This window comes from Aminobacter sp. HY435 (genome assembly GCF_027568395.1).
Classification (GTDB): Bacteria; Pseudomonadota; Alphaproteobacteria; order Rhizobiales; family Rhizobiaceae; genus Aminobacter.
Genome location: NZ_JANKZL010000003.1, coordinates 265,529 through 288,947, shown reverse-complemented (window position 1 = coordinate 288,947; position 23,419 = coordinate 265,529). Strand labels below are relative to the sequence as shown.

General features: G+C 63.0%; 26 protein-coding genes and 1 tRNA gene. 19 read left to right on the top strand and 8 right to left on the bottom strand.

Going from position 1 to position 23,419, the window contains the following annotated elements; translation table 11 throughout:
- Window position 1: 1 nt before the first annotated feature.
- The 9 genes from ribD (at window position 2) to PCJ21_RS04800 (ending at window position 8,000) form a co-directional block, all read left to right on the top strand.
- Window positions 2-1,126, top strand: a complete 1,125-nt coding sequence (ribD, locus tag PCJ21_RS04840; protein ID WP_269930245.1) for a bifunctional diaminohydroxyphosphoribosylaminopyrimidine deaminase/5-amino-6-(5-phosphoribosylamino)uracil reductase RibD — start codon at window positions 2-4, stop codon at window positions 1,124-1,126.
- The gene (locus PCJ21_RS04835; protein ID WP_269930244.1) at window positions 1,126-1,743 is read left to right on the top strand and encodes a riboflavin synthase; all 618 of its coding nucleotides are present in this window, start codon (window positions 1,126-1,128) and stop codon (window positions 1,741-1,743) included. Before ribD ends, PCJ21_RS04835 begins: the two co-directional genes overlap by 1 nt.
- Window positions 1,744-1,857: 114 nt before the next feature.
- A complete protein-coding gene (locus tag PCJ21_RS04830) occupies window positions 1,858-2,322 on the top strand; it encodes a 6,7-dimethyl-8-ribityllumazine synthase (RefSeq protein WP_269930243.1) in 465 nt (154 codons plus the stop codon).
- Window positions 2,319-2,819 (top strand): transcription antitermination factor NusB, encoded by a 501-nt coding sequence (gene nusB / locus PCJ21_RS04825; protein ID WP_269930242.1) that lies wholly within the window; start codon window positions 2,319-2,321, stop codon window positions 2,817-2,819. The genes PCJ21_RS04830 and nusB overlap by 4 nt, the downstream gene beginning before the upstream one ends.
- Window positions 2,816-4,018: an MFS transporter gene (locus PCJ21_RS04820; protein ID WP_269930241.1), complete on the top strand. Its 1,203-nt coding sequence runs from the start codon at window positions 2,816-2,818 to the stop codon at window positions 4,016-4,018. The genes nusB and PCJ21_RS04820 overlap by 4 nt, the downstream gene beginning before the upstream one ends.
- A 156-nt stretch (window positions 4,019-4,174) precedes the next feature.
- Window positions 4,175-5,086, top strand: coding sequence for a glycine betaine ABC transporter substrate-binding protein OsmF (gene osmF / locus PCJ21_RS04815; protein WP_269930240.1), 912 nt, complete (start codon window positions 4,175-4,177; stop codon window positions 5,084-5,086).
- Between the two features lie 60 nt (window positions 5,087-5,146).
- Window positions 5,147-6,313, top strand: a complete 1,167-nt coding sequence (locus PCJ21_RS04810; RefSeq protein WP_269930239.1) for an ABC transporter permease — start codon at window positions 5,147-5,149, stop codon at window positions 6,311-6,313.
- Window positions 6,310-7,248, top strand: coding sequence for an ABC transporter ATP-binding protein (locus tag PCJ21_RS04805; RefSeq protein WP_269930238.1), 939 nt, complete (start codon window positions 6,310-6,312; stop codon window positions 7,246-7,248). The genes PCJ21_RS04810 and PCJ21_RS04805 overlap by 4 nt, the downstream gene beginning before the upstream one ends.
- Complete coding sequence (locus PCJ21_RS04800) at window positions 7,245-8,000, top strand: ABC transporter permease (RefSeq protein WP_269930237.1); 756 nt, start codon at window positions 7,245-7,247, stop codon at window positions 7,998-8,000. The genes PCJ21_RS04805 and PCJ21_RS04800 overlap by 4 nt, the downstream gene beginning before the upstream one ends.
- Window positions 8,001-8,005: 5 nt before the next feature.
- Here the strand turns inward: PCJ21_RS04800 and PCJ21_RS04795 are convergent, their stop codons facing one another.
- Window positions 8,006-8,224 carry a hypothetical protein gene (locus PCJ21_RS04795; protein ID WP_269930236.1) on the bottom strand — a complete coding sequence of 73 codons (219 nt, stop codon included), beginning with the start codon at window positions 8,222-8,224 and terminating at the stop codon, window positions 8,006-8,008.
- 91 nt (window positions 8,225-8,315) lie between these two features.
- On the opposite strand from PCJ21_RS04795, the gene PCJ21_RS04790 reads away from it, so the two are divergent.
- Together PCJ21_RS04790 and PCJ21_RS04785 are read left to right on the top strand one after the other, a co-directional pair.
- On the top strand, window positions 8,316-8,810 hold the full coding sequence (locus PCJ21_RS04790; RefSeq protein ID WP_269930235.1) for a DUF2165 family protein: 495 nt from the start codon (window positions 8,316-8,318) through the stop codon (window positions 8,808-8,810).
- 192 nt (window positions 8,811-9,002) lie between these two features.
- Window positions 9,003-11,150, top strand: a complete 2,148-nt coding sequence (locus tag PCJ21_RS04785; RefSeq protein WP_269930234.1) for a sodium-translocating pyrophosphatase — start codon at window positions 9,003-9,005, stop codon at window positions 11,148-11,150.
- Between the two features lie 170 nt (window positions 11,151-11,320).
- On the opposite strand, the gene PCJ21_RS04780 is transcribed toward PCJ21_RS04785, so the two are convergent.
- Window positions 11,321-11,854 (bottom strand): outer membrane protein assembly factor BamE, encoded by a 534-nt coding sequence (locus PCJ21_RS04780; protein ID WP_442865961.1) that lies wholly within the window; start codon window positions 11,852-11,854, stop codon window positions 11,321-11,323.
- A gap of 110 nt (window positions 11,855-11,964) precedes the next feature.
- Between PCJ21_RS04780 and PCJ21_RS04775 the strand changes: the two genes are divergently transcribed.
- The 8 genes from PCJ21_RS04775 (at window position 11,965) to PCJ21_RS04740 (ending at window position 17,542) form a co-directional block, all read left to right on the top strand.
- Window positions 11,965-12,507 carry a ubiquinol-cytochrome C chaperone family protein gene (locus tag PCJ21_RS04775; protein WP_269930279.1) on the top strand — a complete coding sequence of 181 codons (543 nt, stop codon included), beginning with the start codon at window positions 11,965-11,967 and terminating at the stop codon, window positions 12,505-12,507.
- 12 nt (window positions 12,508-12,519) lie between these two features.
- Window positions 12,520-13,074 (top strand): DUF177 domain-containing protein, encoded by a 555-nt coding sequence (locus PCJ21_RS04770; RefSeq protein WP_269930233.1) that lies wholly within the window; start codon window positions 12,520-12,522, stop codon window positions 13,072-13,074.
- Window positions 13,075-13,179: 105 nt separating this feature from the next.
- Window positions 13,180-14,247, top strand: coding sequence for a phosphate acyltransferase PlsX (plsX, locus tag PCJ21_RS04765; RefSeq protein WP_269930232.1), 1,068 nt, complete (start codon window positions 13,180-13,182; stop codon window positions 14,245-14,247).
- Between the two features lie 12 nt (window positions 14,248-14,259).
- Window positions 14,260-15,231, top strand: coding sequence for a beta-ketoacyl-ACP synthase III (locus tag PCJ21_RS04760; protein WP_269930231.1), 972 nt, complete (start codon window positions 14,260-14,262; stop codon window positions 15,229-15,231).
- Between the two features lie 132 nt (window positions 15,232-15,363).
- Window positions 15,364-15,687 carry an integration host factor subunit alpha gene (locus PCJ21_RS04755; RefSeq protein WP_269930230.1) on the top strand — a complete coding sequence of 108 codons (324 nt, stop codon included), beginning with the start codon at window positions 15,364-15,366 and terminating at the stop codon, window positions 15,685-15,687.
- A gap of 111 nt (window positions 15,688-15,798) precedes the next feature.
- Window positions 15,799-16,335, top strand: a complete 537-nt coding sequence (locus PCJ21_RS04750) for a MerR family transcriptional regulator (protein WP_269930229.1) — start codon at window positions 15,799-15,801, stop codon at window positions 16,333-16,335.
- A 124-nt stretch (window positions 16,336-16,459) separates the two neighbouring features.
- Window positions 16,460-16,536: transfer RNA gene (locus tag PCJ21_RS04745), tRNA-Pro, on the top strand.
- 313 nt (window positions 16,537-16,849) lie between these two features.
- Entirely contained in the window at window positions 16,850-17,542 is a 693-nt protein-coding gene (locus PCJ21_RS04740) for an outer membrane protein (RefSeq protein ID WP_269930228.1), read from the top strand.
- Window positions 17,543-17,624: 82 nt separating this feature from the next.
- Here PCJ21_RS04740 and PCJ21_RS04735 read toward each other — a convergent pair whose 3' ends face one another.
- The 6 genes from PCJ21_RS04735 to PCJ21_RS04710 all read right to left on the bottom strand — a co-directional run bounded on the left by PCJ21_RS04735 (window position 17,625) and on the right by PCJ21_RS04710 (window position 23,315).
- On the bottom strand, window positions 17,625-17,876 hold the full coding sequence (locus tag PCJ21_RS04735; protein ID WP_269930227.1) for a DUF1344 domain-containing protein: 252 nt from the start codon (window positions 17,874-17,876) through the stop codon (window positions 17,625-17,627).
- A 398-nt stretch (window positions 17,877-18,274) separates the two neighbouring features.
- Entirely contained in the window at window positions 18,275-18,511 is a 237-nt protein-coding gene (locus PCJ21_RS04730; RefSeq protein ID WP_269930226.1) for a DUF1344 domain-containing protein, read from the bottom strand.
- A 213-nt stretch (window positions 18,512-18,724) separates the two neighbouring features.
- Complete coding sequence (locus PCJ21_RS04725; protein ID WP_269930225.1) at window positions 18,725-19,963, bottom strand: O-antigen ligase family protein; 1,239 nt, start codon at window positions 19,961-19,963, stop codon at window positions 18,725-18,727.
- Window positions 19,960-21,492, bottom strand: coding sequence for an undecaprenyl-phosphate glucose phosphotransferase (locus PCJ21_RS04720; protein ID WP_269930224.1), 1,533 nt, complete (start codon window positions 21,490-21,492; stop codon window positions 19,960-19,962). The genes PCJ21_RS04725 and PCJ21_RS04720 overlap by 4 nt, the downstream gene beginning before the upstream one ends.
- 56 nt (window positions 21,493-21,548) lie before the next feature.
- Window positions 21,549-22,742 (bottom strand): glycosyltransferase family 4 protein, encoded by a 1,194-nt coding sequence (locus PCJ21_RS04715; protein WP_269930223.1) that lies wholly within the window; start codon window positions 22,740-22,742, stop codon window positions 21,549-21,551.
- Window positions 22,743-22,748: 6 nt separating this feature from the next.
- Window positions 22,749-23,315, bottom strand: a complete 567-nt coding sequence (locus tag PCJ21_RS04710; RefSeq protein WP_269930222.1) for a polysaccharide biosynthesis/export family protein — start codon at window positions 23,313-23,315, stop codon at window positions 22,749-22,751.
- Window positions 23,316-23,419: the final 104 nt, after the last annotated feature.

Here is a 23,419-nt window from a genome sequence, read left to right as displayed (position 1 = left end):
GATGCCTGACACCCTGACACCCGAACAGGACGCCATCGACCGACGCTATATGGCCGCCGCCATCCGGCTCTCGCGCAAGCATCTCGGGCTGACCTCGACCAATCCGGCGGTCGGCACCCTGATCGTCCGCAATGACGGCAGCGGTCCCGTCATCGTCGGTCGGGGCGTCACTGCCATTGGCGGACGCCCGCATGCCGAAGCCGAGGCGCTGGCGGAGGCCGGCGAGCTGGCGCGTGGCGCCACAGCCTATGTGACGCTGGAGCCCTGCGCGCATCACGGCCGCACGCCGCCTTGCGCGAATGCGCTGGTCAGTGCCGGTGTCGCCCGCGTCGTTGGTGCCGCAAGCGATCCGGATTCGCGTGTTTCGGGCAAGGGATATGCGATCCTGAGGGCGGCCGGCATCGAAGTCAGGGAAGGCGTGCTTGCCCGCGAGGCAGCCGATCACCTCGCCGGCTACCTGAATCGCTCCGTCAACAAGCGCCCGGAAGTGATTCTGAAGCTTGCACTTTCTGCCGACGGCATGATCGGCAGGCGGGGCCAGGGGCAAATCGAGATCACCGGGCAGGTCGCGCGCCGGCAGGTCCACGTCATCCGGGCCGAAACCGACGCGATCCTGATCGGCATCGGCACCGCGATCGCCGATGACCCCGAGCTGACCGTGCGTCTGCCCGGTTTGCGGACACGCTCGCCCGCACGGATCGTGCTGGATCGAATGGCCCGTCTGCCCGCGACGTCCAAGATGGCCCGCTCGGCCAACGACGTGCCGGTGCTGGTCGCCGCCTGCGCCGAGAGCGGCACGGCCAACAGGGCCGAGCTTGAACGCGCCGGCGTGAAGTTCCTCGCGACCGAGTCTTTCGATGGCCGGGTGGCCCTTCCGGAGTTGCTCGAGGACCTCGCCAACAAGAGCATGTCGCGGATCATCGTCGAGGGCGGCGCGGACACTGCGCAGGCCTTCCTGGAGGAGGGGCTCGTCGACCGCATCATGCTCTTCTACGGCCCCGAGGAGATCGGCGCCGACGGCATTGCGGCCCCGATCGGCCGCGACCATATACCGGCAGGGTTCACGCTCGTGCGCCAGGCGCGCTTTGGCGAAGACACCTATGCTGAATGGATAAGGGAAATCTGATGTTCACCGGAATCGTTACCGACGTAGGCACTGTTGCGTCCGCCGTTCCGCTCGACCAGGGCGTGCGCCTGCGCATCGACACCGTCTATGATCCGACGACGATCGATATCGGCGCCTCGATTTCCTGCTCCGGCGTCTGCCTGACGGTTGTCACCTTGCCCGAGGCGACGTCCAATGCGCGCTGGTTCGAGGTCGAGGCGTGGGAAGAGGCGTTGCGCCTGACCACGGCAAGCGGCTGGACAGGCGGCACGAGGATCAACCTGGAGCGTGCGCTCAAGATTGGCGACGAACTTGGCGGCCACATCGTGTCGGGCCATGTCGACGGCATGGCCGAGATCGTTTCGCGCGAGGACGAGGGCGAGGCAGTGCGTTTCCGGCTGGAGGCGCCGCGCGAACTGGCCAAGTTCATCGCGCCAAAGGGCTCGGTTGCGCTCGACGGCACATCGCTGACGGTCAACAAGGTCGAGGGCACGCGCTTCGACGTGCTGCTAATCCATCATTCGCTGCAGGTCACCACCTGGGGCGAGCGCAAGGTTGGCGACCGCGTCAACCTGGAAGTCGACACCATGGCCCGCTACGCCGCGCGCCTTGCCGACGCGGCGACGGAGGGGTTCTAGGCGTCTCCGTGCCATCTGGTCATGGACCAGAGGTTTCCTGCCCCGAAGCTTAACACTTCGCTTGCGAACTCCCCCGGTTCGGCCTAAGTCAGCCGCTCCCGCCGGAGATTTGACATGGCCAACGACAAGAAACTGAAGCTCCTCATCGTTGAGGCGCGCTTTTACGATGACCTCGCCGACGCGCTCCTCGATGGCGCCAAGGCCGCGCTGGACGCCGCCGGCGCGTCGTATGACGTCATCACCGTTCCCGGCGCACTTGAGATTCCTGCCGTGATTTCGTTCGCGCTCGACGCCGCCGACGACGAAGGCACCGAGTATGATGGTTATGTCGCGCTGGGCACCGTCATCCGCGGCGAGACCTACCATTTCGACATCGTCGCCAACGAATCCTGCCGCGCCCTGATGGACCTTTCGGTCGCTGAATCGATCGCCATCGGCAATGGCATCCTGACCGTCGAGAACGACGACCAGGCCTGGGCTCGCGCCCGTCGCAATGAAGGTGACAAGGGTGGCTTTGCGGCACGTGCGGCGCTTACTATGATCTCGGTTCGCGAGAAACTCGGAGCAGACCGGTCGTGACGTCCACCGAAGATAACGGCCAGCCGGCCATCCGCCACGCCAACAAGCGCGGAGCGGCCCGTCTCGCTGCCGTCCAGGCCCTGTACCAGATGGATGTGGCAGGCAGCGGCCTGCTTGAAATCACCGCCGAATACGAAGCATTCCGCCTCGGCAAGGAAGTCGACGGAGCGCTGTATCGCGAAGCCGACGCGCAGTGGTTCCGCGCTATCCTCGCCGGTGTCGTCGAGAACCAGAAGGTCGTCGATCCGGTCATCCGCCAGGCGCTGACCGAGGATTGGCCGCTTTCGCGTCTCGATTCCACCTTGCGCGCCATCCTGCGCGCCGGCGTGTTTGAGATCATGAAGCGCGCAGACGTGCCGGTTGCCGTCGTGGTGTCCGAATATGTCGACATCGCCAAGGCGTTTTACTCTGATGACGAGCCGAAGCTCGTCAATGCAGTGCTCGACCGCGTGTCGCGCAAGCTGCGCGGCGAAGGCAAGGGCAAGGACGCATTATGAGCGCAGGCGAACGCGAGGCACGGCGAACCGCTTATATCCTCGCTGCGTCGCAAGCCATCATTGGCTCTGCAGCGCCGATCGCGTTCTCTCTCGGTGGCCTTGCCGGCTTCTATCTACTCGGTCCGGACAAATCGCTGGCCACAGCACCCATCACCGGCTTCAGCGTCGGTCTGGCGCTGGGTGCGCTGCCCGCCGCGGCAATCATCCGCAGCCTGGGTCAGCGCAATGGCTTCATGTTTGGCACGGCGGTCACCGCGGTCGGCGGCGCTGTCGCAACGCTCGGACTGTTCCGCTCCGAATTCTGGCTGTTCGTCTTCGGTCTGCTGCTGCTTGGCGTCGGCAGTGCCTTCGTGCAGCAGTTTCGCTTCGCAGCAGCCGACAACGCCCCGCCGGAATTCAAGGCGAATGCCATTTCCTTCGTGCTGGCAGGCGGCATCATCACGGCGATCTTAGGCCCCCAGATCGTGATTTTCACGCGTGAACTCCTGGCGCCGGTGATGTTCGCCGGCTCGTTCGCCGCGATCATCGGCCTCGCCGCCATTGGCGCGGCCATCCTGTCGTTCCTCAGGGTCAAGGGCGGCGGCTCCGCTCATGGTGCGGTGTCCCAGGCTGATGCGCGTCCGTTGCTTGAGATCGTTTCGCAACCGCGCTTTGCCGCGGCCCTCGTCTGCGCGGTCGGCAGCTACGCCCTGATGACCTTCGTCATGACCGGCGCGCCGCTGGCCATGGTCGGCTGCGGTTTTTCGCCTGACGAAGCGACGCTGGGCATCTCATGGCATGTCATGGCGATGTTCGGCCCGAGTTTCTTCACCGGCCGGCTGATCCAGCGCTTCGGCGCCGAACGCATCGTCGCATTTGGCCTTTTCCTGTTGATCGGCTGCGCCATCGTCGCGCTCTCGGGCATTGCGCTTTGGCAGTTCTGGACCTCGCTCATCCTGCTCGGCCTTGGCTGGAATTTCGGTTTCATCGGCGCGACCGCCATTGTCTCGACGGCCTATCGCCCGTCCGAAAAGGGCAAGGTGCAGGGCTTCCACGACTTCGTCCTGTTCAGCACCGTCGCGCTTGCTTCGCTGATGTCGGGCGCCGTCTACAACGCCTATGGCTGGGACATGCTGGCCTGGGTCGTTTTCCCGATATGCGCGATCTGCCTGGCTGCACTCGCAGCACTGTCGATGATGCGGCAGCGTCAAACCACCTGACAGGACGCTGTCGGCAATAGGGCCGGCAGATTTCTTCGGACTACAAAAAATTATTGCGCAGCGCCTGCGCGATGTGAAACCGTGTGCCCCGACCACGCGTTTCGGCTGTGCTCATATGCGCCGACCGAATTCGGATTCTCAGGAAGGGGTTTCATCATGCGCACGATCATGTCCATTGCGGCTGCCGCGCTGGCGCTTGGCATCGCCACCGGAGCGGCCAGCGCCCAGGTGGTCGTCTCCTCCAAGATCGACACTGAAGGCGGCGTCCTCGGCAACATCATCAAGGCCGTCCTGGACGCAAACAACATTCCGACCACCGACCGCATCCAGCTCGGCGCGACGCCGGTCGTGCGCAAGGCGATCACCGCCGGGGAAATCGACATCTATCCCGAATACACCGGCAACGCCGGCTTCTTCTTCGAAAAGGCCGACGATCCGGTCTGGAAGGATGCCGCCAAGGGCTTCGAGACCGCCAAGCAGCTCGACTACGATGCCAACAAGATCGTCTGGCTGTCACCGTCGCCGGCCAACAACACCTGGGCGATCGCGCTGCGCAAGGACGTCGCCGAGGCCAACAAGCTGGCCACCCTCAGCGACTTCGGCAAATACGTCGCCGGTGGCGGCACGGTCGTGCTGGCGGCCTCGTCGGAGTTCGTCAATTCGGCGGCGGCGCTTCCAGCCTTCCAGACGACCTACGGCTTCACCCTGAAGCCCGAGCAGTTGATCACGCTGTCGGGTGGCGACACGGCGGCGACCATTGGTGCTGCCGCCAACCAGACCAACGGCGCCAATGCCGCGATGGTCTACGGCACCGACGGCGGCATTGCGCCTTCAGGCCTTGTCGTCCTGACCGACGACAAGGGCGTCCAGCCGGTCTACCAGCCCGCGCCAATCATCCGCGAAGCGGTGCTCAAGCAGCATCCCGAGATCGAGACCCTGCTGAAACCGGTGTTTGAAAAGCTCGATCTGGTCACGCTGCAGGAACTCAATGGCCGCGTTCAGGTCGGCGGCGAACCGGCCAAGGCCGTCGCCGAAGATTTCCTGAAGAAGAACGGCTTTCTGAAGTAAGTTCTGTGGCGCGCTTCCCGCTAGGGAGCGCGCCACAAGAGCCGGGGACGCATCGCAGTCGTGGATATCAGGTTCGACAAGCTGGGCGTGGTGATTGCCGCGATCGCCGCTTATGGCGCCTATGTGGCGCCATTCGCCATTTTTCGCGCCAATCGCATCGTGCCGGGCGAGCCGCGATCGATCCTCGAGGCGCTGCCGCAGCCTTTGGGCCCGCTCTTGCTCGTGGCCCTTGTGGCGGCAGGTCTTGTCGCGCTGCTCAAGACGCCGCTGCCGGTGCGGTTACTCGCCAGCATTGCAGCACTCGCGTCGCTTGTGCTGCTGATCGGCATTGCCGCAACCTATCTGACGCCGGAGGGCAACACGTTTGCGCGGGTGTCGCCGGCATCCGGCTTCTGGGTTTCGATTTTTGCCTTCACCCTGCTGCTGGCCGATGGCCTGACCCGGCTGCAACTGTCGCCGCTCGGACGCATTGTTGCGCTTGCGCTCGCCGCGGCGGCCATCAGCTGGCTGCTCGCCTCCGGCCGCTGGGACAGCCTGTCGATCCTGAAGGAATACTTCAACCGCTCCGACGTCTTCTGGAGCGAGGCGCAGCGGCACGTGACACTCGCATTGGGGTCGTTGGCCGGAGCCGTGATCGTCGGGTTGCCGCTCGGCATCCTGTGCCATCGCGTGGAGGCGTTGCGGGCAGGGGTGCTCAACGTCCTCAACATCATCCAGACCATCCCGTCGATTGCCCTGTTCGGCATTCTCATCGCGCCGCTCGGCTGGATCGCGGCCAACGTTCCGGGAGCCGCGGCGATCGGCATACGCGGCATAGGCGTGGCACCAGCTTTCGTCGCGCTGTTTCTCTATTCGCTGCTGCCTGTGGTTGCGAATACGGTGGTCGGCCTCGGCGGTGTGCCGCGCGCCGCCAACGATGCGGCCCGAGGCATGGGCATGACCGGCTGGCAGCGCCTCTGGCGCGTGGAGTTTCCGCTCGCCTTTCCGGTCATCCTGACTGGCATCCGCATCGTTCTGGTGCAGAACATTGGCCTTGCGACCATCGCCGCGCTGATCGGCGGCGGCGGCTTTGGTGTGTTCGTCTTCCAGGGTATCGGCCAGATGGCGATGGATCTGGTGCTGCTTGGCGCGGTTCCAACGGTGGCGATGGCTTTTGCCGCGGCCATCATTCTTGACGCTGTGGTCGAAATCGCTGCGACCCGCAGACCCGTGACGGTGACGGCATGATCGAAATCGAACACATCACCAAGCGTTACGGCGAGACGGCCGTGGTCGACGATGTCTCGATGGTCATCGAACCGCGTACCCTGACTGCCATTGTCGGCACGTCGGGATCGGGCAAGACGACACTCTTGCGCATGATCAACCGCCTGGTCGAGCCGAGCTCCGGCGCGATCAGGATCGACGGCGTCGACAACCGCTCTGTGCCGGGACCGCAGCTGCGCCGCAGCATCGGCTACGCCATCCAGGGCAATGGCCTGTTCCCGCACCGCACCGTGGCCCAGAATATCGGCACGGTGCCGGTCCTGCTGGGTTGGGACACCGCCCGCATCAAGGCGCGTGTCGACGAACTGCTGAGCCTGCTGCAGCTCGACCCCGCCGCATTCGGCCCGCGCTATCCGCATGAGCTTTCGGGTGGCCAGCAGCAGCGCGTCGGCGTTGCCCGCGCCCTCGCTGCCGGGCCCAATGTGCTCTTGATGGACGAACCCTTCGGTGCGCTCGATCCGATCATCCGCACCAAGGCGCAGGAAGACCTGCGCGCCATCCAGAAGCGTTTTGGCACCACCATCATTCTCGTCACGCACGATATGGAGGAAGCCGTACACCTCGGCGACCGCATCGCGGTCATGGACGCCGGCAAGCTCGTCCAGTACGCCACACCGGAGGAGATCCTGGCGAACCCGGCCAGCGACTTCGTCGAAACGCTGATCGGCGCAAGCGACCGTCCGTTCAGGCTGTTGTCGCTTGGCGAGGTTCGCGATGCCGTCGAGCCGGGCGGTGCCGAGGGTGCCGCCATCGATGTCGACGCCACCCAGCGCGATGCGTTGGCCGAACTCCTGTGGTCCGGACGCGGGGCGATGCCGGTAACTTCTGGCGATGGCAAGGTCATTGGCCGCGTCACCGTCGAAGGACTGGTCAAGCGGGCGGCAAGACCGACATGAGGGCCTGGATTCCGACCATTCTCAGGCTGCTGCTGCTCGCGGTTCTGGTCGCGTTCCTGGCCAATCCTTATTGGTTCGAACCGCTGTTCAGGCCGCTGACGCAAAATGGCGCACCGGCGATCTACAACCAGGGCAGCCTGCTGTCGCTGACGCTCCAGCATCTCAAGATCGTCGCGATTGCCACCGCAGCTGCGATCGTCGTCGCCATCTCCCTCGCCATTCTCGTCACTCGACCGGCCGGCGCGGAGTTCCTGCCGCTGTCGCGCAGCCTGGTGAACATCGGCCAGACGTTTCCGCCGGTGGCTGTCCTGGCGCTCGCCGTTCCCGCTGTCGGTTTCGGCGAAAAGCCGACGCTGATCGCCCTGTTCCTCTACGGCCTGTTGCCCATCTTCGAGAATACGCTGACCGGGCTGACGACGACGCCAGCCAATGTCGTGGAAGCCGCTCGCGGCGCCGGCATGACCGGGCGCCAACGGCTTGTCGGTATCGAGCTGCCGCTCAGCGTGCCGGTCATCCTGGCCGGCATCAGGTTGTCGGTCGTAATCAGCCTTGCCACGGCGACCATTGGCTCTACGGTTGCGGCCAAGACGCTGGGCGAAGTCATAATTGCCGGACTTTTGTCCAATAACCTCGCCTTTGTCTTGCAGGGCGGATTGCTCGTCGCAGCCCTTGCAGTTCTGATTTACGACGCACTGTCGGCGCTGGAGCGCATGGCCGCAAGGCGCATGGGACAAGTCGCCCGAAACGACTGACCTCGCTAGCGGCCGCGCACCGGGTAGTCGAGCGTGATTTCCAGTCGGCTTGCGTCGGTCTCTACGATCCAGCGGCGACGGGCCACTGAAAAGTCGTGGCTTGCGCCGCTGGCCGACAGGGAAATCACGTCACCCGTTTGGCATTCCGCAGAAAGGCTGAGCGTCTGGAGCGCGCCATCAAGCCCTGCCTTGCCGGCATGGATCCTGGCCGAACCTGTCAGCACGACATCGATTTTCTGGCCTGTTGCGCCGCCGCTGCGACTCGGCGATTGATTTGGCCGATGCCCCGGTCCGTCATTTGAAGGAGTATTTGCCATGGTATGGCGTCTTTCCAAGATCGTGATGTGTCTCTGTCTTGCAGCTTTCGCCTTTCTTGTGGCGTTCGGCAATATCACCGACTACGGCTCGAACTTCGCCTTCGTCCAGCATGTCTTGAGCATGGACACCACATTCCCCGGCAACGCCATCATGTATCGTGCGATCACCAACCCGACGCTGTGGAGCATCGGCTACTGGCTGATCATATTTGGCGAGGCGTTGACCTGTCTGCTCTTCCTCATGGCTTCGTTGAAGCTCTGGCAGGCGCGCAACGGCTCCGCCGAACAGTTCAATGACGCCAAGAGCTTCGTTCCGCTGGCTGTTACGATGGGCTTTCTTGTCTGGTTTTTCGGATTCATGGTCGTCGGCGGCGAATGGTTCGGCATGTGGCAGTCGAGCACCTGGAACGGCCAGGAGGCTGCATTCAAGTTCTACATGACGATGCTGGCGGTGCTGATCTACGTCAATCAGCCCGACCGCCAACTGGCCTGAAGTTGTTTTGAGTTGCGTTTGATCGTTCGGGACAGAGCGGCGAAAGCCGGGACAAAAGCTTAGCGATATCTTGACGTTCGCTGCCCTGTTTCGGATGGTTGGCGGGAGCGGGAAGCCGCACCAAGGCTTGCCTGCCTCATTCACTCGCCCGGGGAGGGGAATTCCGGGCACAATCAGGGAAGAGAATTGGCAATGACAATGCTTTACGTCGTCATCGCCTGCGGCCTGCTATCTGTCCTTTACGCCATTTGGGCGACACGGTCGGTGCTTGCATCCGACCAGGGCAATGCGCGCATGCAGGAAATTTCAGCCGCCATCCGGGAAGGTGCGCAGGCATATCTGGCGCGCCAATACACCACCATCGCCATTGTCGGCGTGGTCGTGTTCCTGCTCGCCTGGTGGCTGCTTTCCAGCTCCGCGGCGATCGGCTTTTTGATTGGTGCAGTTCTTTCAGGCGCAGCCGGTTTCATCGGCATGCATGTTTCCGTCCGGGCCAATGTGCGCACCGCGCAGGCCGCATCCAACAGCCTGGCCGCGGGGCTCGATATCGCCTTCAAGTCCGGCGCCATCACCGGCATGCTGGTTGCCGGCCTCGCGCTGCTTGGCGTGTCGGTCTATTATTTGATCCTGACCGGTCCGATGGGCTACGCGCCCGCCGACCGCGTTGTCATCGATTCGCTCGTCGCGCTCGGGTTCGGGGCGTCCCTGATTTCGATTTTTGCCCGCCTCGGCGGCGGCATCTTCACCAAGGGCGCTGACGTCGGCGGGGATCTCGTCGGCAAGGTCGAGGCCGGAATTCCGGAGGACGACCCGCGCAACCCGGCCACGATCGCCGATAACGTCGGTGACAATGTCGGCGACTGCGCCGGCATGGCGGCCGACCTGTTCGAAACCTATGCCGTGACCGTCGTCGCGACGATGGTGCTCGGCGCCATCTTCTTCGGTGGTTCCGAGGTGCTGTCGAGCGTCATGCTCTATCCGCTCGCCATCTGCGGCGCGTGCATCATCACCTCGATCATCGGTACCTTCTTCGTCAAGCTCGGCGCCAATGGCTCGATCATGGGCGCGCTCTACAAGGGGCTCATCGTCACCGGCCTGCTGTCTATCGTCGGCCTTGGGGCGGCGACTTCGCTCACCATCGGCTGGGGGGAAATCGGAACCGGCGGCGGCGTGCTGATTACCGGCCAGAACCTGTTCATCTGCGGCCTGATCGGCTTGGTGGTGACGGGCCTGATCGTGGTCATCACCGAGTACTACACCGGCACCAACAAGCGTCCGGTCAACTCGATCGCCCAGGCGTCGGTCACCGGTCACGGCACCAACGTCATCCAGGGGCTGGCTGTGTCGCTTGAGTCGACTGCCCTTCCTGCGATCGTCATCGTCGGCGGCATCATCGCCACCTTCCAGCTGGCCGGCCTGTTCGGCACGGCCATCGCAGTCACCACCATGCTCGGCCTCGCTGGCATGATCGTGGCCCTCGATGCCTTCGGTCCGGTCACCGACAATGCCGGCGGCATCGCCGAGATGGCGGGACTGCCCAAGGAAGTGCGTCAATCGACCGACGCGCTGGATGCCGTCGGCAACACCACCAAGGCGGTGACCAAGGGCTATGCCATTGGCTCGGCCGGTCTCGGCGCCTTGGTCCTGTTTGCAGCCTACAGCTACGATCTGCAATATTTCGCGGCCAACAGCGCGCAGTACCCGTACTTCGCCGACATCGGCACGGTCTCCTTTGACCTGTCCAACCCCTATGTCGTCGCCGGCCTGATCTTCGGCGGTCTCATTCCCTACCTGTTCGGCGGCATCGCCATGACAGCGGTCGGGCGTGCGGCGGGGTCCATCGTCGAGGAAGTGCGCAAGCAGTTCCGCGAGGATCCGGGCATCATGAAGGGCACCTCGAAGCCCAACTATGCCCGCGCCGTCGACCTCCTCACCAAGGCGGCGATCAAGGAAATGATCATCCCGTCGCTGCTGCCGGTTCTGGCCCCGCTCGTCGTCTATTTCGGCGTGCTGCTGCTCTCGGGCTCCAAGGCCTCGGCCTTCGCCGCCCTCGGCGCATCGCTGCTCGGCGTCATCGTCAACGGCTTGTTCGTGGCCATTTCGATGACCTCGGGCGGCGGTGCCTGGGACAACGCCAAGAAGTCGTTCGAGGACGGCTTCACCGACAAGGACGGCGTCAAGCATATGAAGGGCTCCGAGGCGCACAAGGCTTCGGTGACTGGCGATACCGTCGGCGATCCCTACAAGGACACCGCCGGTCCGGCGGTGAACCCGGCGATCAAGATCACCAACATCGTCGCTTTGCTGCTGCTCGCGGTCCTGGCCCACAGCGCAGGCTGATCGAGCGGGCAGGGTAGCCTGCCCGAACCGTCTTAAGCCCCGTCCGCGCAAGCGGGCGGGGTTTTTCTTTTGCGGCTGGGCGTGGCTTGGGGCGCTTCTGCAAAAAGAAAACCCGCGGGATTGCTCCCGCGGGTCCTGTTGCCTGAGATTCTGAAAAGTCTTGTGGAGGCCTAGCTGCCGCCGAGAATGCTGCTCGCCGCGCTCGAGCCCATCTTGCCGGCGCCTGCCAGCAACTGGCCCAGGAAGTTCTGGTCCTTGCCGCCCGTCGGCGTCGTGCGCGAGATGAAGTCGAACACCTTGCCGTCCTGCATGCCGTAATTGGCAATATTGGTGACGCGGCCGTCCTGTCCGAAATAGACCGCAAGAACGCGCTGTTCCACCAGCTTGGGCTTGGCGAAGGCGACCGCGCGCTTGCGGGTCTGCGAGATGTAATAGAACACCTCGTTGTCGAAAGTGGCGGTGGTCGACGGTGTGCCCAACGCCAGCAGGACCTGCTCGCGGCTGGAGCCAACCGGCACCGAGTCGATCGACTGCTGGTCGATGACATAGCCCTGGGTCAGCGTTTCGCTGGGCGTCAGGTCGCCGAAGGTCTTCGAAGTGTTGCAAGCCGAAAGCGCGGCTGCAGCGACGATCAATGACACGGCGCCTGCCGGACGCAACGAAATCGGCATCTTGAATTTCAGCGAGTGCAACAACAACTCCATCCTGTCGTGCCAGAGCCCAGCTTGCGCGAAGCCGCAAAACCGGTAAACCAGCTTGCGCGCCGATGCAACAAGGCCACTTAGCGAAACGGGTCCCCGGGAGACCGCCCTCTATGTTCCAGCGTCTGTTTGGCCGCAAAAGCCGAGCCAACCGCGCCATCGTCGATGCGCTCTATACACGAATCGTGGCGGCCGCGCGGCAGGAGCCATTTTATTCGGCATGGAACGTTCCCGATACGCCGCTTGGCCGTTTCGAAATGCTGTCGCTGCATATGTTCTTGTTTCAGCACCGCCTGCGCGGCGAACCCGGAACCTCGGCGGAGATTGCCCAGCAGTTGATCGACGAGTTCTTCCTTGACGTCGATCATTCGCTCCGCGAGTTGGGCATCAGCGATGTCGGCGTGCCCAAGCGCATGAAGAAGCTCGCAAAAATGTTCTACGGCCGCACCGAGTCCTACAAGGCAGCGCTGGAGCAGGACGATCGCGCGGCTCTTGCTGCGGCTTTGCTGCGCAATGTACGGCCGGGCGTGGAGGCCTGGCCGGAAGCCACCGATCTCGCCGCCTATGTTTTCGAGGCGAATCGTGAGCTGGCCGGGCAGCCGTCCGAAGATATTTGCGCCGGCAAGCTCGATTACCCGGCCCCAAAGGCAGCCTGAAGGAGGCCACCGATGAAGAATGTCCAGACCGACAGCCCGGTTGGTTATCCCGTCAATGTCGCCCGATTGCCGCAAAAGGGCATGCCCGTGCTGATCGATGCGGACGCGGCGCAGCGCGCGGCCCTGGCCGGGGCGCACGGGCTCTTGTCCGTCGAACGCTACCGTGCCGACCTGCTTGTCACCAAGTGGAAGCGCAACGGCATCAAGGTCAGCGGTCGCGTCGAAGCCGAGATCACGCAAGCCTGCATCGTCACCCTTGAGCCGGTCACGGCGAGCATCGACGAGGATGTAGAGGGCGTTTTCCTGCCCGAGGAGTCCAAGCTCGGCCGCCAGGGCTTCAATGCCGCCGGTGAGATCCTGCTCGATGCCGAAGGCCCCGACGGACCCGAGACCTTCACTGGCGACACGATCGACGTCGGAGCGCTCGCCGAGGAATTTTTCGGTTTGGGGATCGATCCATATCCGCGCAAAACCGGCGCGGCCGCGCCCAGTGCGGCCGACGCGGAAGCGGAGCCGATCGAAAGCGAATTCCAGAAAAAGCTTCGTTTGATATCCAAGAAGCTTTGAAAACGCCTGCCTTTTCGCGTAATCCCGGTTGTACGGTTGCCAGGAACCGCTATTTTCGCCGGACTTTTGCGTGCCCCTACGCCAAAACAGTGAGATGACCGACTAGTGATCAAGATTTCCATTGATGCCATGGGCGGCGACCACGGGCCTTCCGTGATCATTCCAGCCTTGGCCAAGGTTGCTACCCGGCGCAGCGATATCCGCTTCATCATCTATGGCCGCGAGGAAGTGGTGCGCCCGGAACTGGCGAAGCAGCCGAGACTGGCCGCCGTCAGCGAGTTCGTCCATTGCGAGGTCTCCGTTCGCATGGACGACAAGCCCAGCCAGGCGTTGCGCCAGGGCCGCTGGAAGTCGTCGATGTGGAAGGCGATCGAGGCGGTGAAGGGCGGCACGGCCGATGCCTGCGTTTCCGCCGGCAATACCGGCGCGCTGATGGCGATGTCCAAGTTCTGCCTGCGCACCATGGCGACCATCGATCGCCCGGCGATCGCCGCCCTTTGGCCGACGACACGCGGCGAAAGCGTCGTGCTCGACGTCGGCGCGACAATCGGAGCCGATGCGCACCAGCTGATCGATTTTGCCATTCTCGGCACCGGCATGGCGCGCGCGCTGTTTGGCATCGAGCAGCCGACGGTCGGCCTTCTCAATGTCGGCGTCGAAGAGATCAAGGGCCAGGAAGAGGTCAAGGAAGCCGGGCGCATGCTGCGCGAGGCGAACATGTCCTCGATGAACTACCGCGGCTTCGTCGAGGGCGACGACATCGGCAAGGGCGTCACCGATGTGGTGGTGACCGAAGGCTTTTCGGGCAACATCGCGCTGAAGACCGCCGAGGGAACCGCGCGCCAGATCGCGGGCTATCTGCGCGAGGCGATGAGCCGCACGCTGATGGCCAAGATCGGCTACATCTTCGCCAAGGGCGCATTCGATCGCCTGCGCGAGAAGATGGATGTGCGCCGCGCCAATGGCGGCGTGTTCCTCGGCCTCAACGGTATCGTGGTCAAGAGCCATGGCGGCGCTGACGCCGATGGTTTCGCTGCCGCAATCGAAATGGCCTATGATATGGTCAGGAACCGGCTGCTCGACCGCATCGAAGCCGATCTCGACCTGTTTCACGCACGCAATCCGCATGCTGCGATGGGCCGTCCCACCGCTGCGGTCGATGACCAGGAATAGGAATTCGTTGAAGTGATCAGATCAGTTGTGCGCGGCATCGGTTCGGCGCTGCCCCGTCGTATCATGAAGAACGCCGATTTCGAGGGCATGGTCGAGACCTCGGACGAGTGGATTGCTCAGCGCACCGGCATTCGCCAGCGCCATATCGCCGCTGATGACGAAACCACGGCCTCGCTCGGCGAAGCAGCGGCCCGCGCGGCACTCGACAATGCCGGCCTGACGCCAGACGACATCGATCTTATCGTGCTGGCGACATCGACGCCGAACAACACATTCCCGGCCACCGCGGTCGAGATCCAGAACCGCCTCGGCATGCGCCACGGCTTCGCCTTCGACATGCAGGCAGTGTGCAGCGGCTTCGTCTACGCCGTCACCACGGCCGACCTCTACATCAAGGGCGGCATGGCCAAGCGGGTGCTGGTCATCGGTTCGGAAACCTTCTCGCGCATTCTTGACTGGAACGACCGTTCGACCTGCGTGCTGTTCGGCGATGGCGCCGGCGCGCTGGTGCTCGAAGCGCAGGAAGGCGAGGGCACCATCGCCGATCAGGGCGTTCTGGCCGCCAGCCTCCGTTCCGACGGCATCCACAAGGACAAGCTCTATGTCGATGGGGGGCCTTCGACCACGGGCACCGTCGGCCACCTCAAGATGGAAGGCCGCGAGGTCTTCAAGCATGCGGTGGGCATGATCGCCGACGTCATCGAGGACGTTTTCGCCCAGACCGGGATCACCGCCGACGATCTCGACTGGTTCGTGCCGCACCAGGCCAACAAGCGCATCATCGACGCTTCGGCCAAGAAGCTTGGCATTGCCGAGGAAAAGGCTGTCGTCACCGTCCATCTGCACGGCAACACCTCGGCGGCATCCGTCCCGCTGGCGCTTTCCGCGGCGGTCGCCGACGGTCGCATCAAGAAGGGCGACCTCGTGATGTTGGAAGCGATGGGCGGCGGATTTACCTGGGGCGCGGTGCTCGTCAGGTGGTGAGCGGGGTGTCGTTGCGGCACCTTGAATGACTTGCAGTAAGGTCATGGCATCGGTCCTTGACCTTGACGGATCAATTACTTAACCTCCGGCGCGTTGCTCATTTTTGTTGCTTTTTGAGGATTGGACCGTCGCATGGGGGGCAAGACACTTACACGTGCAGACCTCGCTGAATCCGTCTACCGGAAAGTCGGCCTTTCGCGCACGGAATCGGCGCAACTGGTCGAAACCGTGCTGGACGAGATTTGCGAAGCGATCGTGCGCGGCGAGACCGTCAAACTGTCCTCTTTCGCGACGTTCCATGTCCGCGACAAGAATGAGCGCGTTGGCCGCAATCCGAAGACCGGCGAGGAAGTTCCGATCCTGCCGCGCCGGGTGATGACCTTCAAGGCATCCAACGTGCTCAAGAGCCGTATCCTGCGGGCCCACCAGAACGGCAAGTCCAGGGCCGCCAAGTAACTGATTCCACCGACTAATCGGTTGATAGCCTGGCGCGGATTCGCGCCGGGCTTGAATGTTGTCGCGCAAACCGCTGAAATGAATCACGAATCGTTTGCGAAAGTGGCGACCATGGACAAGAGCCCCGACGCCTTCCGCACCATCAGCGAAGTGGCCGAAGATCTAGACCTGCCGCAGCACGTGCTGCGCTTCTGGGAAACCCGTTTTACCCAGATCAAGCCGATGAAGCGTGGCGGCGGCCGCCGCTATTACCGCCCGCAGGATGTGGAGCTCATCAAGGGCATCCGCCACATGCTCTACGAACAGGGCTACACCATCAAGGGCGTGCAGAAACTGCTGCGCGACAATGGCAACCAGTTCCTGGTCGCCATCGGCAGTGGCGACCTCAAGGCAGTCGAGGCCATCGCCCAGCGCAAGCAGGCGGAAGCACCCCTGACGCCCGCCGCCCAGCCACGCGTCGACGAGGAGATGCTGGTCGGCGAGTCGCGCGCCAAGCCGAGCCGGCGCTTCTTCGGTTTGGGCAAGGGCGATGACGAAGGCCCCGTCTCTGCCGATTCCGGCAAGCTGTCCCGCGACAACCGCGCGCTTCTCCAGGAAGCGCTGTTCGACCTTCTTGAGTGCAAGCGACTGCTCGATCAGGTGCGGTGAGGGCGCCTCACGGACTGCCGCGAAGCCCGGTCTCAGGTAATTTTCGACAATGAACAAGATTGGCGGAAAAGCCGTCGAAGTGGGTTGACCGAAGCAGCAATATGAAGGTACACCGCGACCGGTCCGGAGTGTAGCGCAGCCCGGTAGCGCACTTGACTGGGGGTCAAGGGGTCGTCGGTTCGAATCCGGCCACTCCGACCAAAATTTCCCCACCGATACAACAGCTTATGAGAAGTTCAGCCAACGTTGAACAACTCATGGCTGGATTCGGGCAAGCAACGGGTAGCAGGGGGTAAACTTTGGCCCCCGCTTGGTGCACCAGTTCGGCCAATTCAGTTCGCCGTCAACGCAGAGCGGATTTTCGGGGATCGGCCGGCAGTTGTTGTCGTTGACGGCTGCTGTTGTGCGTTTGCCACACCGCGTAAAGCGCTTCGCTGGCCCAGTCCTTCCTCATGTACTTGTAACGCAAATGGTCTAAGCTTCGTATCGGGGGCGATACGAGGAACATCTTATGATGCGGACTCTTCTCGCGACTACTGTGCTGCTTGGGCTTGCCGGTACTGCCGGTGCCGCAGATGCCGTTGTTTACGATCAAGCCGTTTCAAGCGCCTACAACTGGTCAGGCATCTATGTCGGCGCGGCAATCGGATACGCATGGGGCGATTCTCCTTTTGAGAACCGGACCGGCGACTACGTGCAACGTACCGACTACGATCCAGACGGCGTCCTCGGCGGCGTCTATGTAGGCTACAACCACCAGTTTGCGAACAATGTCGTTCTCGGCATCGACGCGGATATCAACGCTGCCCACCTCACGGGTGGCGGTGGCGAGTACTCGGATAATGACGGCCCGTTGGTGGGACTGGACACCTCATCAAAGATGAATTGGAACGGCGCAGTCAGGGCTCGTGCCGGGTATGCCATGGACCGTTTCTTGCCATATGTCGCGGGTGGTCTCTCGTTTGGCGGATATGAGTTCGAACTTCTCGGTGACAACGTGCTCATGTTTTCCGAGAAGGAAACCATGGTCGGCTGGAACATCGGTGCGGGCATAGAATATGCGGCAACCGACAATCTGATCCTGCGAGCCGAGTACCGCTACTCCGACTTCGGCAGCAAGGACTATGCAGAGTTGCGGGGTGAGGAAGCTGGTAAGATCAAGCTTCGCACCCACGACATCAGGCTTGGGCTTGCCTACAAGTTCTGAGCGGCTGCTCAGATACCCCCCATGGGGCGGCAACACAAACGCCACGAGCATGGCTATTGCCCGTGGCGTCCGGCCTAAGCGGCTACATCATCGAGTGGCTGGCAAAGACGTTCTCGACCTTGTCGCGTTCATCGTCGAGCTGGATCGACACGCGACTGCCGACCTGGATCGCTGGCAGCGCGACATCGCGTGGGACCGTAAAGCTCTTGCCGTTGTCAAGGGTGATGACGCGGGCATGACTGTTGAAGCGGACGACAGTGCCGTTCACTTCTGTGGCGAGGGCGGCGCCTGACATCAGGGCGAGCGAAGCCGCCGCGAGAATGAGCTTTCTCATCGTGTTCTCCTGTCGGTGGTAGTTGGAGGCATCTTTGGCTGAATGCCGGTGCCGATGCCTCGATGCCAATAGTTACGGATGGCCCGGGAGCAGGTTGCAGCGCTGCCGGTAAACTCGAAACACGAAGTGGTCACGTCATCGTTTGGGCTGCGCTGCAACTTGCGAGCTTGCTTGCCCGTTCACGTGCGCGCTTTGCTCCGGCCCCGTGACTTGGGCAAAAGAAAAAGCCACGGGTGGGAGGGCCCGTGGCTTTCTCGATGGCGATGGCAGGACATCGCCGGAGGCGTTTGCCCGATTAGCGCATCGGCCCGAAAATCGGTGCCGATTTTCGGAAAGCACGATGCGCCAACTCAGTAAGTTAGAGCGTCCTTTGTGCGTCCATTCGGACGCACGGCGCTCTAGCGCAGGACGGCGGTTACGCGGTCGCCTTCATCGTTGAGGATGATCGAGACCTGTTCGCCAGCCTGGATCGTGGGCAGAGCAACGTCGCGAGGGACGGTGAAGCTCTTTCCACTTTCAAGCGTGATAACACGAGTATTGTCGTTGAATGTGCTAACAACGCCGTTCGACGATGCTGCCATGGCGGCGCCGCTCATGATCACGAGTGCGGATGCAGCAAGAATGAGCTTATTCATGGGGGTATTCCTTTCAAAAAGTTGGCTGCGAAAACGTTTTTTTATTTGGTCGTTTCGCTTACCACCCTCAGATAGGCTCGCTCAATTGGGAATGCCATAGCGCGACCGGTCACTCTGATTCACAAAGCAGTCACACCGAAGTGAGCCGGCGAAAGGGTGCCGGACCGTTCACAAATCGCGCCGATTGTGTGCAAAGCCGGCGCCGCCGGCGAGTCAGTTCACGTGGCGAACATGCGTCATCTGATGACGCGCCTCGAGGCCGATCGCGCCCCAGATCATGCCGAGGAGCAAGTAGAAGTGGCGCCAATGGTCGGTATCGATGACCGTGCCCAGCGCGAGATGGCCGATGAAGACGACGTAGGATGTGAGCAGGTACGGCTGCCATGGACGGTCGCGCAACAGGATGCGGAAGCCGGCCGCGACAGTCCATACGATCAGCAGAAGATACGAGGCGAAGCCGAGCCAGCCATAGTCCATCAGGGCTTTCAGCCAGATGTTGTGCGTGTCCTCGCCGTAGATCTGGCCGAACACGAGGGGGCCGATGCCGAACGGCTTTTCGGTCGCAAGCAAGAAGCCGATCCCATAGCGGGCGAAACGACCGAGACGGGCGCCGTCATAGTCCTGCACCAACTGTGCGCGGGTGGTGAACAGTTCGGCGATGCTGGGGATCTGCAACGCCACCAGAAGCGCCACCGTCAGCAGCGCGAGCGCGGCGATGCTCATGACGACGATGCGAAGCCGGAACATGCCGCTGTTGCTCTGGATGAACAGGAAGCCGGTGAGCAGGATCGCCGACGCGCCGAAAAGGCCCCATGCGCCGCGCGAGAATGACAGGAAGATGCCGCCGGTAACGATCAGCAGCGGCACGGCATAGACCGCCATCCTTGCCGGGCTGCCGGTCAGCAGGCGGTAGAGCAGATAGATGCCCGGCAGGGTGAGGAAGGGACCGAACACATTGGGGTCCTGAAAGGCGCCCGCCGCGCGTCCGAACTTGGTGAACATCTCCGCGCCCGGCACCGCCCCGAAATAGCCGAGTATGCCCAGGAGCGAGGTGACCACCGCCGATGTCACCCAGGCAAGGAAGATCACGCGGTAGAGCTTGGGATCTGCCTCGGTGACGGCGGCGAAGAAGATCGCGGTGAAGGCCAGGAACAGCGACACCGCAAGATAGAGCGGCGTGCTCATCAGATTCGACATCTGCGTCATCGAGATCATGCCGCCGATGTTGAAGGTCACCAACAGGACGACCATCGGCGTGATGGCGCGGGAAATGCGCAGCCCAAACAGCGACCACACCGCGATCAGGCCGGCCATGTAGAGCTCGTAGGGCGCCGGTTCGCGAATGACGAAGCCCGACAGCAGCACGCCCAGCGCAATGGCGCCGGTCGAGATCAGGCTGGCCAGCTTGGCGTTGATCGCGGCCGGCGGCAGCTCATGGGCGATCGCGCTCAATAGGCGTTTTCCGTATCAAGCAGCCGGATCGGCGTCAGGAACAGGATCTTGATGTCGAACCAGAGGGACCAGTTCTCGATGTAGTAGAGGTCGAACTCGGTGCGCTTGCGGATCTTTTCGTCCGTGTCCATTTCACCGCGCCAGCCGTTGATCTGGGCCCAGCCGGTGACGCCGGGCTTGACCTTGTGGCGGGCGAAGTAGCCGTCGACCACTTCATTGTAGAGGAGGTTGTGCGACTGCGCGGCCACCGCATGCGGCCGCGGGCCGACAAGCGACAGGCTGCCGAACAGCGAATTGAAGAACTGCGGCAGCTCGTCGATCGAGGTCTTGCGGATGATGCGGCCGACGCGGGTGACGCGCGGATCGTTCTTGGTCACCGACTTGCGGGCGGACGGGTCGGACTGGTCCGCATACATGGAGCGGAACTTGTAGACCTCGATCACCTCGTTGTTGAAGCCGTGGCGCTTCTGCTTGAACAGCACCGGTCCCTTGCTGTCGAGCTTGATGGCGATTGCGGTGGCAATCATCACCGGCGCGAAGACGAGGATGCCGAGCAGGCTGAAGACGATGTCGAAGGCCCGCTTGGCGACCGAATCCCAGTCGTTGATCGGCTTGTCGAAGATGTCGAGCATCGGCACCGCGCCGATATAGGAATACGAGCGCGGCCTGAACTGCAGCTGGTTGGAATGCGCCGACAGGCGGATGTCGACAGGCAGCACCCAAAGCTTTTTGAGCAACTGCAGCACGCGCGTCTCGGCGGAGACGGGCAGCGACACGATCAGCATGTCGATGCGGGCGATGCGGGCGAAGGCCAGCAGTTCCGAAACCGTGCCGAGCTTGGGATATCCGGCCACGATCGGCGGCGAGCGCCGGTCGTCGCGGTCGTCGAAGATTCCGCAGATGCGGATGTCATTGTAGGGCTGCTGTTCGATGGAACGGATCAGGGATTCGGCCGCCTTGCCGCCGCCGACGATGACCGCCCGGCGCTCCATGCGGCCGTTGCGGGTCCAGCGCCGGATCAGTTTCGCCGCGACAAGGCGCTCGAAGGCGAGAACAGCGAGGCCGATCACGAACCAGCTCCCGAACAGCAGGCGCGAATAGTCGGCGGACACCTTCATGAAGAAGGCTGTCACCGCCATCAGCGCGAAGGTCATGGCCCAGCACAGCGTCATCCGGCCAATCGCGCCGCCAGGACGCAGCAACGATTGCAGCTGATAGCAGTCCATCACTTCAAAGAAGATGACCGCCACCAGCGAGGCCGCGGCGATGACCAGCGGATACAGCCAGCCCAAATGGTCGAGAAAGCCGACGTGGTAGGCGTAGATGACGAGACCCGACACCGCCAGCATCGCGAATTCGACAAGCCGCAGGACACCGCTGACCATGACGGGAGACATGCTGTCCTGCCGGTACTGCGCGGCAACTTCCTGTGCGACATTGCTCAGCTTGGTGCTGGCTTTGCGGCCGTCGCCGCTCGCTGCCCTGACCGCTTCTGCGGTAAAGCGCTGTGCTGGATCATTGTCGGTCATGGGCATCGATCTGAGAAGCTGGCAATACTATCGCCAGATCGACTATCAGCTTTGGCCTAAGAAACCCTTGAACGGTCCGTTGGCATTGTCCGCTTTGCGTTAAGGGGCAACGGCGAAAGGGCTGAGCGATAGGCTCGTTCGATATTTTCGGCCATTACTGCCACGCTGAAGCGGCTCTTGAGCTCTTGCGTATCGGGCATGGCACGTGCGTATTGGGCCGGAGCCTCAAGAAAGGCGCTCATCTTGCCGGCAAGTTCGCCAGCGTCCGGCCGCACCAGCGCAGGCGACGCCGATCCGAGTATCTCCGGAATACCGCCGACGGCAGTGGCGACGATCGGCTTCTGCGCGGCCAGGGTTTCGAGCACGATGTAGGGCATGGCCTCTGCCCGTGAAGGCACCACCACGCAATCGGCCAGGGCGAATGCGGCGCGCGCCGGCATCGCCGGCCGGAACTGCACTTGAGCGGCGAGACCGAGCCTGTCGACCTGCGCCCTGTAGCGGGGAAGGTCCTGCCCGTCGCCGACCATGATGGCAATGACGCCCGGCTTGGCCTGGCGCCTGATCGCCGAAATTGCCTCGATGAACAGATCCGGCCCCTTCAGGTCGCGCATCATGCCGATGTAGAGGAAGTCGGCGGCGCCGACCTGCGAAGGCACCGGTTCGAATTCAGCTTCCTGGAGGCCGTTGTAGACGAGACTGTTGGCCGCCCGCGGCTCACCGATCTTGCGCACGAACGTTCTGCGCTCGTAGTCGGAGACGAACAGCAGATGGTCGGTAAACCGCTCCATCAACCGTTCCAGCGCAAAGAAGGCCTTTCCCGACGTTGTCTTCTCGTCATAGTGCAGGCTGCCGCCATGCGGCGAGTAGATGCGGGCCACGCGAGACCTTGAAACCCGCAACAGTGAGCCGAATGCGCGCGAATAGGCGCCGCCCTTGGCGCCATGGCCGTGCAGGACGTTCGGCTGCAATTCCTTGATTATCTTGTAGCTCCGCCATGCGGCGGTCAGGTCGCCGAGTCCGACATGGCGCTGCATCGGCGTGCGGTGGACGCCAAGTGCAAGCATCGGCCTGACGGCGTCGAACAGGCGCTCCTCATGGTCGCCCCCTGTGGTCGAGTCGCAGACGATGCCGACCGAGTGCCCGGCGGCCACCTGGGCTTCCGTCAGATCGCGCACATGCCTGAAGATGCCGCCAACCGGCGACCTGAAGCAATGGACGATCCGGAGCTTGGCGGAAACGGGCTGGTGCATCGGGGGCTAGAAGAGCCGCTCGCGGACATAGATGGTGTCGCCGGGCAGCAGTGGGTCGGACGTCACGACGCGGCCGGTCATGACCTTGCCGTTGATGTCCCTGGTGATGTCGACATTGCCCTGGTTGGCACGGGCGCTATAGCCGCCGGCCATCGCCACGGCTTTTTGCACGGTCAGGCCGGGGACATAGGAATATTGCCCGGCAGCGCCGACCTCGCCCATCACGAAGATCGGGCGGTAGCGGTCGACCTCCACGGAAACGTCGGGGTCGCGCAGATAGCCCTGGCGCAGCTTGGCCGCGAGTGCGGCCTCGACCTGCTGGGTGGTGTTGCCGCGCGCCGGGACCGCTCCGACCAGCGGGAACGAGATGTAGCCGGACTGATCGACGCTGTAGGTGTTGGTCAGGCCTTCCTGTTCGAACACCGTGACGCGGATCTGGTCTCCGGCGCCGAGCCTGTACGGCTGGTCGAGCGCCTCATGGAAGGCGGCAGGCGCCGGGCGATAGCTGGAACAGCCGGACGCGACGAGCATGACGGCGACAAGCGCCTGACAAAGGGGAAGGGTGCTTTTCATGACGGGCGACGCGCCTTCGACTGCTTGCCGCCATGCGAGGCGACTGGTTCGGCACCGTTATCGACTTGTTAGGGTTAATGCCCGGTAAAGGAAAGTTGCGCTGC